Here is a 14266-nt window from a genome sequence, read left to right on the forward strand (position 1 = left end):
TGAAGTCGGCCAGTGACGGTGTCGCCACGATCCACGTATGGGAGATCGACGAATCCGGGCGGCATGCCTTCGAACTACCTGATGAGGTCGGTGACGGCGGACACATCGCACTCTCACCCGATGGCGAGACGCTGTTTCTCGGAGGCAACTGGGACGGAAGCAAGGTGAGTGCCTACAACGTGAGCAACGGTGAACAGCTCTATGACGTCACCCTTCCGGAGAACGGTCGAGGTTGGCGGGGAAGCGTACACGGTGTGGGGACCTCACCAGATGGTGAGCTGCTGATCGCGGCGCTGGGGACAGGGCTGGCCGTGTGGGACGCCCACTCCGGGGAACCGCATCCCTCCCACCCAGAGCTTCGGGAATGGTCGGAGGAGATCGTCGGCCCGGTGGCGTTCGGTGACGGTCTGGTCGCCACCGCCACCTTCGAGTCGCTCCTGCTGTGGGACGTGCGTTCCGGTGACGGACCCGAGGAGTTCCGTTTGCCTCCGGAGGACATCGAGGCAAACGTACGAATCCGGGAAGTGTCCTTTGGGGACGACGGAAGCAGGGTCATCGCTACGGGCAGTGACACTGACCGGGAACAGGGTCTCCTCATGGTGTGGGACACGGAAGGAGAGGTGTTGGTGGAGGACCGGTCCGAGAGGGACTACTCCTCGGTCAGCGCGTCCCCCGTCGACGGCCGTCTCCTCGTCGCCTTCCGTCCGCTCGGCCACGAGGGGCGACAGGAGTTCGTGTTCCTGGACGAAGACCTGGAGGCCACCCAGGAATTCCAGATACCAGGCCTCTGATCCGTTGGCCGCAGGTTCTCATCCTGCCGGGCGCACCACAAAATCCCAGGTCAGAGGTGCTTCACTGCCTCAGCTCAGAGGAAACGCCACGCCGGTGGGACCGGGGTGGGACCGGCCTCGCGCTCACCCTTCGGAGCCGCCCCCGCTGCCGCGCACCGCCGGAACCGTGCAACTCCAGCCACGTGGTCCACTCGGCCGCCTCTCACGTCACCTGCGGCAACATGAGGAGGTGTCCGTCGTGAGCACGATGCTGGTATGACCCGGCATCGCCCGCACCACCTTCAGCCCCACCAACCCGCCCCGACGAGCCCGGAGTCGGCGGGTGGTGCGTACCGTGCCCGCGACCGGGCCGATGTCGGGTCACCGCAAGGCCACCACCTCACCACGGCGCAGCCCCGTCATCACCAGCAGGTGGAACAAGGCGTACGGCCGATGGTCAGCGACGAAGTCCAGGAAGTGGCGGTCCTGCTCAGTCGTCGCACCGCCGCCACGGGACGCGCGCCGCCACTCGGCCACTGTGCCGGGCAGAACTGGCCGAGCCGATCCCCAGCCCTCCAGACGATCGCCGAGTGGCCGGAGGCGGCCCCGACACGCCAGGTCCTCCATCGCACCCGGCTCAGGACGATCCGCGGCGCCGTGGCCTCGGTCCACCCGGACGCTCCTTCGCGCCGTTCCGACGCCCTACCGCCGACCCGGGCAGTCCGGGGGCGCGGCCGTCCCGGGGGTGACCGCTGTCCACTTCAGCCCACCAGCCCGCGGACGATCGTGGTCTCGGTGCCCCGGACGTAGGTCACGACCGCTCCGGGGACAGGGACCGCCCGATGGTCACCGGTACGGGTGCCGTGCATGCCGGGGTCCGAGGTGAACTCCGGTTCGTCGAACCGGATGGTGCGCATGGCGTCCGGTCCCGCGTCGTAGGGGATGACGATCACGGCGGGGATGCTCTCCTGCGTGCCCGTCTCCTCGTACTCCAGACGCGGGATGACCACGGCGCCCTCCAGAGCAACGGCTTCGGGCAGTTGATCGAGGAAGACCGTGCCGAACGGCATCTCGGCCGTGCCGATGACCTCACCGGACGCGGAGACGCGCTGGAACAGGAACGGCCCGTGTTCGTCACCGCTCCCCTGGTCCGCAGGACCTTGGGAGAGGAGGACCGTGCCCTCGGAGCCGGCTCGCACGAGTTGCTCGAAGCCGCTGCTCATCACGGTCTCCGATTCCATCAGTTCCGGGGGCAGCCGTACGGTGTCCGAGCCGTCACGCGGGTCCAGCACCCGGGGGGCGTCGGTCCGGTAGCGGCCCCGCACCACGACCGCGGGGCGGGCGTCTGTGCCCGGGACGGGCCGGTCCACGGAGAGGCTGAGTTCCGTGTTCGTGTCGTCCCACTCACGGACCCAGTTCTCCTCACCCGTGCGGGCGTCGAACGCGGCGACGACACCGGTCAGCAGTTCACCATGGGCAAAGGTCAGGTCCCTGAGCGTGGTGTCCTCACCGAGTCGGTCCCTGTCCGCGCACGAGTACGTGATGAGGATCTGGTCCTCGTGCAACAGGAGGTTCTCGCCGCTCCGCCAGCCTCCGAAGTTCGAGCAGGTGCGGCCTCGCGGCTCCGGGACGGTGGGGGACCACAGCTCTTCGTTGGAGTCCACCGCGTGCACACGGATCCTCCGCCCCTCCCCCTCGTCCTGCCAGGAGTACAGACGTGTCTCGGACGTGCCTGCGAGGAAGTCGACGCGGGTGTCCTCGTCCTCCTCAAGCAGCGGCGGCACGGTGAACTCGCGAAGGAGCCCTCCGGTGACGGTGTCGATTTCGACGACGTGATGGTTACCCGATCGGTCCGCGGCGGGCTGTCGAGTGACGATCGCCCGTGTTCCGCCATCGGAGACCACCACCCGCACCCGACTGTCGTAGGGGTGCCGGTAGCTCCACGACGTCTCGCCGGAGGAGCCGTCCAGGGCGACGACACCGTCCTCAAGCACCAGGAGTGGGCCGAACGGTCCGGGTTCCACTCCCTGCACGGACACGCCCCGCGGTACCTCCCACTCCCAGCCGACCTCGCTGACACCGCTCGGCACCGGAGCGGGTGTGTCCGGGAAAGCGTCGGCGACCGTGTGCTCCGTCGGCTGGTGCAGGGTCGCGGCGCCCAGCCCGAGCTCGAACAGCAGTACCAGAACCAGGCCTCCGGCCATGGGCGGCATGGAAACGGGCAGGGGCCACAACCTCGGCTGGCGCGCCGCGGCCGCCACCAGCATCGCGCCGAGGGTGATCGCCAGGGTTGCCGCCCACAGGGAGACTCCGGCCGCATCGGGGCTGTAGAGCCGCTGGTTCTCCGCTGTCCATGAGAACGCCGTCGACGAGAAGGCGGTGTGGGTCACGTACAGCGACAGCGCGCTCGCCACCAGAAGGGACACCGTACGAGTCCGGTCGAGGCGTGTGGCCGAGCCGGGTTCGCGTTCCCACGTGTCGCGCCGCAACACCACCCAGAGCACGATCACGCCGAGGAACACGGCCGCCAACCACCAGAGGCTGCCGTCGGGAGTCGTCAAATCCTCTTCCATGAGGGGAAACCGCACCATGTCGATGGCCGCGAGCAGGATTCCGCCACTGACCAGCCCCAAACCACCCCAGCTCACCGCCTCCGGACGGACACGGCTGGCGAACCGCGACTCGTTCTTCACCTGTGGTCCTCGTTCCTCACCGCACTCGTGGCCCGAATCCAGCGCCCGAGAGGGGAGGAACGCCGGATTTGCGGTCGACAACATAACAGTGCCGTAGGTGACCGGGACCCGGAACCCAACGGATGGTCGCCGAGGTCGCGAACACACTGCTGCTGGAACCAGCCGTGCACGGGTGGACGTGCTGACGGCCCTGGACCGGATGATGCCCGAGGCGACGCCGGTGCCGTTCACCGTGTCCGGGGAGGACGCCGCCGCATGGGGCGGCGCTGCGCCCCCGGACACGTCCCTGCCACCCCACCGGCCACGTACGGCAGCCTCAGACNGCTGCTCATCCGACGTGGACGGGGACGAGCGCCGGTACGGGGTGGGACCCTCCGGGGACGCGGTCGAGAACCGGCCCGGACCGCCAGGCCACCCCCTTCCCGTGCGGCCACCGCGGCTCCGAGCACCTGCGGGTCTGCGGCTTCGCCAACGGTGAGCACGGCGCGTTCGCGGTCTAGCACGCCCGTCTCCACGACCACGGCGACGCGCACGAGGCCTACGTCGACGTCGTCACGGACGATGGCTGGAAGCCCGACAGCCCTCTGGGGCCCGGCCCCCACCGGACGACCCTCGGCTGCCGGATCGGCCTGGTGGAGGGCTCCCCCGCTCCCGCGTGCTCGCTCATCAGGCGGCCGAGTTCCACGGGGACGGCCCCTTCCACCGTGACCGACCCGCCCCGGAGAGGGGCCCACCGCACCCGTGGCTGCCCCTGTTCCGGGAAACCGTCGACCACCTCCTCGAACACGAGCCGGACGTGAACGCGCACGTGTACTGCGTCAACGCCGCTCCGCGAGAAGACTGAGGAGATACGTGGAGCGCCTCCTCCGGCCGCGGTCCGGTGAACAAACGTGAGCCAGGACGTTCCCGCCATCGTGGGCGGGAGGCCGACCGACGCGTCGGGTCCACACCCTCACCGACCGGACCGCTCGGTCCGGGCCCGCTCCACGAGCGGGTGTCCCCGCGCACCGGAACCCGGTTGACCGGTGGTGCCCGGCCGGGTCATGCCAGAGCCCACAGCCGAGCGCGGCACCGGGAGCGTGGCGACGGCCCGCCGCCTCTCCCCGGGGCTCGTCGGGCGCGTCCGGGGGCGGTGCGCCCCGTACACCCTCCCGGAGGGATCGTCGCCCCACGGCCCGTCATCTGGGGCTCACGAAACCCATGCGAGTGAAACGTTCTTATAACATCGGCCCCCCAGCGGCCACACCGCGCGTAGCGACAGCCGTGGTCACAGAGTTGATATGACAGAGAGACAAGGTTTCCCTCGCAACCCATTGACCATCGCGATGATCTGTTGGAAACTTCGCTGAAACGTTTTAAGCCGTTTCTCGACCGGCTTCACGTGTGCGCGCACGGCTTCCCCCGTCCCCTCGGCGCCCTGCTCCAGCGAGCGCAGGAAGGAACTCCCCCCATGCCCCACACCCCACCGCCCACGGAGCGTCCGTACTCCGACTCCGCCCCCACCCGGCGTCTGTTCCTGGGACTGAGCGCGGCCGCGGGCACGGCCGCGGCCCTGCCGGCCACCCTCGGCACGCCCGCGGCCGCGGCGGCCCCGCAGGCCTTCCCCGACGGCTTCACCGCTCCGGCGGCCGCTGCCCGGGCCAAGTTCCGCTGGTGGTGGCCGCACGGCCTGGTCGACCCGCGTGAGGTGGCCCGCGAGATCGACCACGCCGCCGACGCCGGGTTCGGCGGCATGGAGGTGGCCGACGTCCACCACAGTTCCTCGGAGTCGCTCGACCCGCAGGGACACGGCTGGGGCACCGAGCCCTGGCGCCAGGCCGTGGAGGCGGCCCTGTCCCGGGCCGAGGAGCGCGGGATCGTCGTCGACATGACCATCGGCCCGTCCTGGCCCGCCGCGGTGCCCACCCTGACCCCGCAGGACGAGGCCGCCGTGCGCGAACTCGCCCACGGGGTGAGGTACCTCGCCTCCGGTGAGGAGACCTCGGGCGCCCTGCCCGAACCCGTGGCCGAAGCGGGACACGGAGTGGAGACGCGCGAACTCCTCGCCGTACAGGCGGTACGCCTGGCCGAGGGCGCCTCGCCCGAGGACGGGCGCACCGCTCTGGAGGCCGACACCCTGCGGGACCTGACCGCGTCGGTGCGGGGTGAGGAGCTGACCTGGACCGCCCCGGGTGAGGGGGACGGCTCCACCTGGGCCCTCATCGCCTACTGGGAGCGCGGTTCGGGCCAGCGCCCCGAGGGCGGCCCCCACACCGAGCCGATCTCCTACGTGGTCGACCACTTCAGCAGTGCCGGCGCCCAGGCGATCACCGACTTCTGGGAGGAGAACGTCCTCACCTCCGGGATCCGCTCCCTCCTCCGGGGGCCCGCTGGCGGTGCGATCTTCGAGGACTCCATCGAGATGGAGACCGAGGCGACCCTGTGGACGCACGACCTGCCCTCCGCGTTCGAGGAGCACCACGGGTACGACCCGATGCCCTACCTTCCGGTCCTCGTACGCGTGAACGAGGACCAGGTCTTCTCCTTCGGCCCCGACACCGACCGCCGGGCGCTGAACGACTTCAACGACCTGCTCTCGCAGCTCTACATCGACCACCACATCACTCCCCTCCAGGAGTGGGCGCACGAACTCGGGATGACCTACCGGATCCAGCCCTACGGCCTCCAGACCGACGCCGTGGCCAAGGCCGCCATCGTCGACACGGCCGAGGGCGAGTCCCTGGGCTTCAACAACCTCGACGACTTCCGCTCCCTGGCGGGCGGGCGCGACCTGGGCGGCAAGAAGGTGCTCAGCAGCGAGGCGGGCGCGGTCTACGGCGGTTCCTACAGCACCACGTGGGACCAGACCGTGCGCACCATCGCGCGCGAGTACTCGGCGGGCGTGAACATGGCGGTCCTGCACGGGTTCTCCTACGCCGACGCGCCCGGAGCGCGGTGGCCGGGGTTCGCCGCGTTCACCCCCTACGGCGGCGGGGTCGGCTACAGCGAGTCCTGGGGGCCTCGACACCCCACCTGGCAACACGTGTCCGACGTCTCCGGTTTCCTCGCCCGGGCCCAGCACACCCTCCAGTCGGGCACCTCCACGATCGACGTGGCCTTCCTGCGCCAGAAGGGCTACGCGGGCTCGGGCTTCGGAGCCGCCTACTTCAGCGGCGAGGGGGTGCGCCAGGGCTGGACGCACCAGTTCGTCAGTCCCCGTCTGCTCCGCGTCACCGAGCCCCGGGTGGAGGGGGGCCGCCTGGCACCCGAGGGTCCCTCCTACGGCCTGCTGGTCTTCGAGGGGGACGCGTTCAGCGGGCGGCTCCCCACCATGGAGCTGGACACCGCCCGGAGGATGGTGGAGTACGCCCGGTCGGGACTGAGGATCCTCATCGTCGGCGACTGGAGCGCCCCGCAGGAGCCGGGGACCGACCAGGGCTCGGTCGAGGAGCTGACCCGGACCATGGAGGAACTGCTCGCCGAGCCCAGCGTGTACCGGGTCGACACCCGCGAGGACATCCCCGACGGGCTCGCCGCGCTGGACGCGCGGCCCGCCGTCTCCTACGCCCAGGCGTCCCCGCTGCTGCACGCGCGTCGCCGGGGCGAGGACCTGGAGCTGTACTACTTCACCAACGGGTCCGACTCCGAGACGGTCGACCACCGGGTCACCCTCCCCGCCGACGTCAGGCACGCCTACCCCTTCGCGCTGGACCTGTGGAACGGGCGGATCACCCCCCTGCCCGAGCACACGCGCGGCGACGGGACGGTCGAGGTCGGCGTGCGCCTGGCGCCGGGGGCCTCGACGGTCATCGCCCTGGCCCCGCACTCCTGGATGGCCGGTCACGGCGAGGCGGGGCGGAGGATGCCGCCGGGGCAGCTGAAGAAGCTGCGCGTGGACGGCACCGACGCCGACGAGGTGCGTGTGGAGGGCCGGAAGGCCGTGGTCCGGGCCTCCTCGGCGGGCACCTACACCACCGTCCTCCACGACGGGCGCACCGTCTCCACGGCCATCGACTCCGTCGGTGAGCCCGTCGACCTGACCTCCTGGGAACTGGAGGTGGAGGACTGGCGGCCGGGAGGCTCGGCCACCGACACCGAGGTGGTCCTGCACGAGCACTCCCTGTCCTCCCTCGTGCCCTGGCGGGAGATCGAGGGACTGGCCGACACCTCCGGCATCGGCCGCTACACCACCACCGTCGACCTGGGCGGGGGGTGGACCGGAGGCCACGGCGCCCACCTGGACCTGGGCCGGGTGAGCGACACCTTCCGTGTCACGGTCAACGGCACGGACCTGCCGCCCTGCGACCAACAGGACACCGTGGTCGACGTCGGCCCCTGGCTGCGCGAAGGCTCCAACACGATCCGGGTCGAGGTGGCCACCACCCTGATCAACCGCATGCGGGCCTTCCGCCCCGACGTCTACGGCGACGTGTCCCGACAGGACTACGGACTGCTGGGCCCGGTGCGGCTGCTGCCCTACGGCCAGGCCGAACTGTGACCGGTGCCCGTCCGGGCGGCGCCCCGTGCGTCGCCCGGACGGGCACCGCGACCTTCCGCCGTTCTCCGTCGGTCCGCCGTGCCCCAGCACACCCGTCGACGGGGAGCGCCCGGCCGCCTGAGGCGAGGCAGTGAGCGAGCGTTCCATCGGGTGGGACACATCGGACGGCCACGACGGTCGCCACGCGCGGCCCGGAACGGATCCCGGCCTTTTCTCCCCCGAACCTCCAGGTCGGCGCACAGGGCCGCAATGAGACGTTCTGCACGTCTTGTGGCGACACGTCACTACACATAGCATCAGTCCGACCCCACCGGGTCACCACAACATCAGCACCCTCACCCCAGGGAGACCCCCATGCTGAGACGTGTCCTCACACCCCTACTGATCGCCCTGAGCGCGCTGGCGCTGACGCTGGTGGGCACCGCCCCGGCCACCGCCGCACCCGCGGAGCAGCCCCAGCCGCTGCGCCAGACCGTCCTGCACTACGACGCCAGCCGGGCCGCGGAGTACACCTCCGCCGTCGCCGCGGCCGTGCGCGTGTGGAACTCCAGCGTCAGCAACGTCCGCCTGGAGCCGGCCTCCGCCGGGCAGCGTGCCGAGATCCGCGTCATCGCCGACGACGGCTGGCCACGCGCCCACCTGGGCCCCGTGCGCCCGGGCGGGCAGGTCACCGTCTGGATGGGCCGCCAGGGCACCGCCGCGGGCTACGACGCGGTGCGCATCGCCGCGCACGAGCTCGGCCACAGCCTGGGCCTGCCCGACGCCAAGCCCGGCCCGTGCTCGTCGCTGATGTCGGGCTCCACCGGCGGCGTGAACTGCACCAACCCCCACCCCAACGCCTACGAGCGCTCATGGGTCGAGGCCAACTACGGCAGCGGCCTGACCGGCCAGCGCGCCACCGACGGACGGCTCCTGGTCGACCGCGTCTGACCAGCCGCACCGTCTCCGGCCTCCGGGGTCGGCCGCCAGCGGACGGTCCTCGCCCAGCACCACGTCCACGGGGTCGAGGCGGACGAGGCGGTGCTTCGGCCCGCCCGGGAGAGGGGGGTGGACCCTGCCGAAAGCGGCGTCGATGTCACCGTGCAGCAACGCGGTCGCCACCGACGGCAGGTCGCACCCGTGTCCCAGCTCCAGTGGCGGGTCCCCGGACCACTCGACGACGTGGGCCAGCGTCCGCATCGGTGCGTGGAGGTGCCCCCAGACGTCCACACGCGGCGGCCGGTCCCACCCCACCGCCGCCACCGCGCCGTCGGCGGCGGTCGGGGTCCGCCCGCGCACCCATGACGGAGGGCCGCCACCCCGGGGGGTGGCGGCCCCGCGCGCGGCGGAGTCCGGCTACCGCCGTCCCACGACCTCGAACTCGAGGACGTCGGTGAACTCGCGGCCGTAGGCGTCGGTCGCGGTCACCTCGGCGGTGTGGTGGCCGGTGTGGAGGTTCCTGGGCAGGTCGAACCGCCACAGGTGCATCGTCCGGACGGCGAGGCTGCCGCCGTGGACCAGCTGCTGCGAGACCGCGTACGGGTCGGAGTACTCCACGCCGACGTTGGCGGGCTCACCCTCCATCCGCTGGGTGCGGGTGGCCTCCTCCGCCGGTCCGCCGTCGATGCTGACCTCGACCGTCGAGCCGGTGGAGCCGAAGAAGAAGTTGGTCGTCAGCCAGCTGCCGTGGATCAGGTCGGCGCGGTCGACCACCAGGGGCTCCTCCAGCTCGGGGGCCTCGCCGACGGGGTCGTCGTTCCACTCCTGGCGCTCGACGAACCACTCGCGGTAGGTCGGGCTGTTGATGCCCAGCTGCGTCTGCACGTCGTTGGGCTCCCCGGTGACGGTGTAGCGCTCCCGGAACTCGTTGCCCTCGACGTCCAGCGTCACCACGCCGGGGCGGCCGCCGTCGCGGCCGATCGCCGTCGGGTAACCCTCCTCACCGATCGCACCGGAGTACCAGTCACCCGAGATCGCGCCCGCGGTGATGTGCGGGAACGGCAGGCCCTCGACGCCGAAGAGCTCGCGCCAGCCAGCGGCGGAGTCGCCGGCCCTGAGGTTCTCGATGCTGTGGCTGTGACCGCCCACCGCCACGGCCCTGCGGCCCTCCAGCAGTTCGTACACGCGCTTGACCTGGTCGACCTGGTGCACCGGGGAACTCGCGTCAGCGTAGTTGAGCAGGCCGATGTGGGTGGCGACGACGACGAGCTTGTCACGGCCGACGTTGGCCAGGTCGCTCTGGAGCCACGCGAGCTGGTCCTCGTCGAGGCGGCCGTTGTAGGAGGGGTCGCCCTCCGGATCGGCGCAGTGCTCCTCGATGCCCTCGGGGCTGTCCTCGGCCGCGGTGCACGGGTAGTCGACGGTGTTCAGCGCGATGACGTGGACGTCACCGACGTCGTAGGAGTAGTACTCCGGCGCCAGCTGCGCCCGGAAGGTGTCGAAGGCGTGCTCGGCGTTCGGGGCGTCGAAGTCGAGGTCGTGGTTGCCCGGCAGGAAGCGGACCGGGCCGTTGAGCTCGCTGAGCAGGTCCTTGACGTCGGGGTAGAGCGACAGGTCGTCACCGACGACGTCGCCGACGAACAGCGCGCCGCAGCCGGCGTAGTCGTCGCGGTTGGACAGGTCCTCGATGGCACCGGCGCGCGCGTACTCGATCTCCTGCCTGTTGTAGGTCTGGAGGTCCCCGGCCATGACGCAGCTCTGCTCGGCGGAGGCGGTCGCCTCACGCTCGACGACCGGGAAGTTGACCGCGGAGGGCAGCGGGCCGGTCGGCTCGATACCGCCGTAGCGCAGTTCGGGGGAACCCTCGGGCAGGTGGTTGTAGTGGAACTGCGGGATGTTGTGCTCGTCCAGCGGCACCTGGTAGCCCGCGGGCTGTGTGATCGACACCGTCATGTTCTCGAACGCGGGCAGCTGGTAACGGCCCTCGTCGTCGGTCCGCACCACGTCGCGGCCGTTGGTGACCATGACGCCGGCCAGACCGGCCTCCCCGCCGTCACTGACGCTGTTCCGGTTGGCGTCGACGAAGACCTGGCCGGTCAGCACCGCGTCGTCGACGGCTCCCATCGGTGTGCGGATGACCTCGATATCGCCGCGGTAGGTGGTGTTGTCCGGGCTTTCCGACGGCGCTGCCGCGGCCGACGTGGGAATCATGGTCAGGGAACCGGCGACGACGGTGGTCAGCGAGGCCGCCAGCGCGGTACGAAAAGGGCGCGCCCATTGGGCACGCCGCGTTTGCGCATGTCGGGGATGGGTCATTGGCATGCGGTTGCCTCCGATACGCGGGGGAGGGGGTGCAAAGCCGGCCAGGGGGACCGACTGAAAGCAACCTTTCTGGACACGACTGAACAAGAAACCAGTTCACGACAAACAGCCGACCACGGGCCGGTGACGACTGACGCGGCGCACCGGTTTTCCTCAGTGAGTTCTCTCTCCCTACGTTGATCAAGGTCAGGGCCACCGGGAGACCGGTCCGATCCGGACCGGGCCCGGGGCCTGCTTTCGGGGTGACCGTGAGGCCTGCCCGTTTTCCCCGTTCACTCGTCGCCGGGGAAACCCCACTGCCGGATCCAGGCTCTCGATTCCGAACGTATACGCGCGTCAACCCGGAAAGCGAAGCGCAACTCCGCACACACCGAAAAACCTCATGGGAAGCCGTCGGATGTCGTCGTCCACCGATGTGCACTCCGTTTGTCGCCGCAGTTCCGCACCGACATGGCATGATGCGGCATCGTGTGCCGCCGAACGGCGGGGCGCGCCGGATGGAGTGGCACAAGAAACGGCTTTCCACTCGACGGCCGCAGGGCGGAATCCGTCGAGTGCACCGTAAAACACCATTTCAGAGGGGACGTGCGATTCGGACGGGCGGGCCTGGGGCCTTACCGGTCCCGCTCCGCGCCGAGGGCGACCGCACCGCCTGACCGAACCCCGCCCTCCGTCACCGTCCGTCCTCCTGGAGGATCCGGCACACACGCGTGGACGGCTCGGAGGACGGGTAGTGGTCCTCCCATGCTGCTGGTGAGGCCGCCAGGTGTGTACCGGGCACAGGAGGACACCTCCTTGCTCCATGACGTGCTGCGCCAACGCGGCCAACGCGGTCAGGTCGCCGGCCGTTCGGTCCTCGACGTCGGGTCGGGCACCGGCGCGCTGGGCATCGAGGCCTTCCGCGCGGGCGCGGCCAGCCTCACCGCGATCGACCTGTCGCGACGCTCGGTGCTGGCGAGCTGGCTCAACAGCCGGTTGCACGGAATCCCGGCGACGGTCCTGCGCGGTGACCTGTTCGCTCCCGTGGCTCCTCGCCGCTTCGACCTCGTACTCGCCAATCCGCCCTACGTGCCCGCCGCCGGTTCGTCGCCGCCCCGCCACCGGATGGCGAGGTGCTGGGACGCGGGGCCGGACGGACGGCTCCTGCTGGACCGCATCTGCGCGGGGGCGCCCTCGGTACTCAACGACGACGGCGTGCTCCTGCTCGTGCAGTCCGGGCTCGCCGACGAGCAGGCCACGTTGGAGCAGCTCGGAGAGGCCGGATTGGTGCCCGGGGTCCTCGCGAGGGCCCGCGTCCCGTTCGGGCCGGTGCTGCGGGCGCGCGCCCCGGCACTGCGCGCCCGCGGGCTGCTCGGCCCCGACCAGGTGGAGGAGGAACTCGTGGTCATCGAGGCACGCCATGACTGAGGCCCGGCGCCGGGTCGTCGTCACCGACGAGGGCCCGATCCTCGTCTACGGCCCGGTAGACGTGGAGATGCCCGACGGAACACGGGTGCGCAGCGACCGGGTGGTCACCGCGCTGTGCGCGTGCGGCCGCAGTCGGCACCGTCCGTTCTGCGACACCAGCCACCGCCGACGCGTACGTGACGACGGGGGAAAGGAGCACGACCCATGACCACGACGACGCCGGGGGCTCCCACGCTTCCCGCCCCTCGCGGCCCGGTCTCCGAGGCGGTTCTGTCCGCGCTGCGGGGAGAGCGGACCGCACCTCCCGCCGTGGACGGGTCCCCGCCCTACGGCGAGGACCTCCAGCTGGCCCTCTACTGCTGCTACGAACCCCATTACCGCGGGTTCCGCGGGGTCGACGCCGACCGCGAATGGGACCCGACGTTGCTGGCGGTCCGCGCGGAGCTGGAGGGGGTCTTCCTCGGTGCGCTCAGGGACGACGTGCCCGCTGGCGCGGACGTCGGAAGCGAGATCGACGCGCTCCTCGTCGAACACGTCGACGCGTTCGGCGTTTCCCATCACCTGCGCCGCCACGGGGAGCTGTGGCAGCTGCGCGAGTACGTCGCGCACCGCTCGCTCTACCACCTGAAGGAGGCCGACCCGCAGACCTTCGTCATCCCACGCCTGGACGGTCCGCCGAAGGCCGCCCTCGTGACCGTGCAGCACGACGAGTACGGCGCCGGGGACCCCGAGCGGGCGCACTCCAGGCTCTTCGCCGACATGATGACCGAGCTCGGCCTCTGCGCGGACTACGGCGCCTACCTCGAATCCGCGCCCGCCGAGATACTGGCCGAGGTCAACTTCATGTCGCTGTGCGGACTCCACCGCGGATTGCGCGCGGCGCTGGTCGGGCAGTTCGCCACCATCGAGCTCACCTCCTCCCCCGGCTCGGACCGGCTGGTCAGGGCCATGCGGAGGCTGGGCTGCGGTCCGGCCGCCCTACGGTTCTACGCCGAGCACGTCGAGGCCGACGCGGTGCACGAGCAGCTCGTCCGGCGCGGGGTGATCACGCCGCTGCTGAGCGCCGAACCCGAACTGGCCTCCGACGTCGTGTTCGGCATCCGCGGCAGCCTGTTCCTGGCCGACCGGTCGGAGGAGCGCCTGCTACACCACTGGAACCGCGGCGAGTCGAGCTTCCGCGACGGGGTGGACGGGAGGAGACCATGAGACCACCGGGACCGGAGACGCGGGCCCGTGTCGTCCCGGTCGCCGACCGGGGCGACACGGTGCCGGAGGACGCGGTCGTGCGCGACTGTCTCCGGCGGACACCGCCCCGGCTGCCGCCCTGGCTCGGCTACGACGCGGTCGGCTCCGCGCTGTTCGAGCAGATCACCGAACTGCCCACGTACTACCTGACCCGCGTGGAACGCGAGCTGCTGGAGCGCCACGCCCCGGAGATGGCCGAGCTGCTCGCCTGCGGGCGGATCGCGGAGCTGGGCAGCGGAAGCGCGAAGAAGACACGGCTGCTCCTGGAGGGCTGTGTGCGCCTGCGTGGGACCACCTACCTGCCGATCGACGTCGACCGGGGCATGCTGCGGTCCAGCGGCGCCGCGTTGTGCGCGGAGCTGGACGGCCTGGAGGTCACGGGCCTGTGGGGACGCTACGAGGCCGGTCTCGACTGGCTACGCACCCATCCCGGC

9 protein-coding genes are annotated in these 14266 nt (G+C 70.9%); 7 read left to right on the forward strand and 2 right to left on the reverse strand.

The features are described 5' to 3' along the window. Positions 1 to 791, forward strand: a 791-nt coding sequence (locus D455_RS30395; protein ID WP_040684860.1) for a WD40 repeat domain-containing protein, incomplete at its 5' end; no start/stop codon positions are given. A gap of 740 nt (positions 792 to 1531) precedes the next feature. Here D455_RS30395 and D455_RS0114130 read toward each other — a convergent pair. Continuing rightward, positions 1532 to 3463 carry a hypothetical protein gene (locus D455_RS0114130; protein ID WP_017571366.1) on the reverse strand — a complete coding sequence of 644 codons (1932 nt, stop codon included), beginning with the start codon at positions 3461 to 3463 and terminating at the stop codon, positions 1532 to 1534. A gap of 1450 nt (positions 3464 to 4913) precedes the next feature. On the opposite strand from D455_RS0114130, the gene D455_RS0114140 reads away from it, so the two are divergent. Then, entirely contained in the window at positions 4914 to 7940 is a 3027-nt protein-coding gene (locus tag D455_RS0114140) for a glycosyl hydrolase (protein WP_017571368.1), read from the forward strand. Positions 7941 to 8294: 354 nt separating this feature from the next. After that, positions 8295 to 8870, forward strand: coding sequence for a snapalysin family zinc-dependent metalloprotease (locus D455_RS0114145; protein ID WP_017571369.1), 576 nt, complete (start codon positions 8295 to 8297; stop codon positions 8868 to 8870). Positions 8871 to 9275: 405 nt separating this feature from the next. On the opposite strand, the gene D455_RS0114150 is transcribed toward D455_RS0114145, so the two are convergent. Further along, the gene (locus D455_RS0114150) at positions 9276 to 11069 is read right to left on the reverse strand and encodes a calcineurin-like phosphoesterase C-terminal domain-containing protein (protein ID WP_017571370.1); all 1794 of its coding nucleotides are present in this window, start codon (positions 11067 to 11069) and stop codon (positions 9276 to 9278) included. A gap of 855 nt (positions 11070 to 11924) precedes the next feature. Between D455_RS0114150 and D455_RS0114155 the strand changes: the two genes are divergently transcribed. From D455_RS0114155 to D455_RS0114170, 4 genes are all read left to right on the forward strand, one after another. Then, a complete protein-coding gene (locus D455_RS0114155) occupies positions 11925 to 12587 on the forward strand; it encodes a HemK2/MTQ2 family protein methyltransferase (protein ID WP_017571371.1) in 663 nt (220 codons plus the stop codon). After that, positions 12580 to 12795 carry a CDGSH iron-sulfur domain-containing protein gene (locus D455_RS0114160; RefSeq protein WP_017571372.1) on the forward strand — a complete coding sequence of 72 codons (216 nt, stop codon included), beginning with the start codon at positions 12580 to 12582 and terminating at the stop codon, positions 12793 to 12795. The genes D455_RS0114155 and D455_RS0114160 overlap by 8 nt, the downstream gene beginning before the upstream one ends. After that, positions 12792 to 13793 (forward strand): iron-containing redox enzyme family protein, encoded by a 1002-nt coding sequence (locus D455_RS0114165; RefSeq protein ID WP_017571373.1) that lies wholly within the window; start codon positions 12792 to 12794, stop codon positions 13791 to 13793. Before D455_RS0114160 ends, D455_RS0114165 begins: the two co-directional genes overlap by 4 nt. Beyond that, on the forward strand, positions 13790 to 14266 hold a 477-nt coding region (locus tag D455_RS0114170), incomplete at its 3' end, for an L-histidine N(alpha)-methyltransferase (RefSeq protein ID WP_017571374.1). The genes D455_RS0114165 and D455_RS0114170, both read left to right, overlap by 4 nt.

The sequence above is a fragment of the Nocardiopsis halotolerans DSM 44410 genome (genome assembly GCF_000341065.1).
Classification (GTDB): Bacteria; Actinomycetota; Actinomycetes; order Streptosporangiales; family Streptosporangiaceae; genus Nocardiopsis; species Nocardiopsis halotolerans.

What these genes read in the sequence shown, in the direction of transcription:
- D455_RS0114140 (WP_017571368.1), top strand. Translation starts at nt 4,914, where the DNA reads ATGCCCCACACCCCACCGCCCACGGAGCGTCCGTACTCCGACTCCGCC.
- D455_RS0114145 (WP_017571369.1), top strand. Translation starts at nt 8,295, where the DNA reads ATGCTGAGACGTGTCCTCACACCCCTACTGATCGCCCTGAGCGCGCTG.
- D455_RS0114150 (WP_017571370.1), bottom strand. Translation starts at nt 11,069, where the DNA reads ATGATTCCCACGTCGGCCGCGGCAGCGCCGTCGGAAAGCCCGGACAAC.
- D455_RS0114155 (WP_017571371.1), top strand. Translation starts at nt 11,925, where the DNA reads ATGCTGCTGGTGAGGCCGCCAGGTGTGTACCGGGCACAGGAGGACACC.
- D455_RS0114160 (WP_017571372.1), top strand. Translation starts at nt 12,580, where the DNA reads ATGACTGAGGCCCGGCGCCGGGTCGTCGTCACCGACGAGGGCCCGATC.
- D455_RS0114165 (WP_017571373.1), top strand. Translation starts at nt 12,792, where the DNA reads ATGACCACGACGACGCCGGGGGCTCCCACGCTTCCCGCCCCTCGCGGC.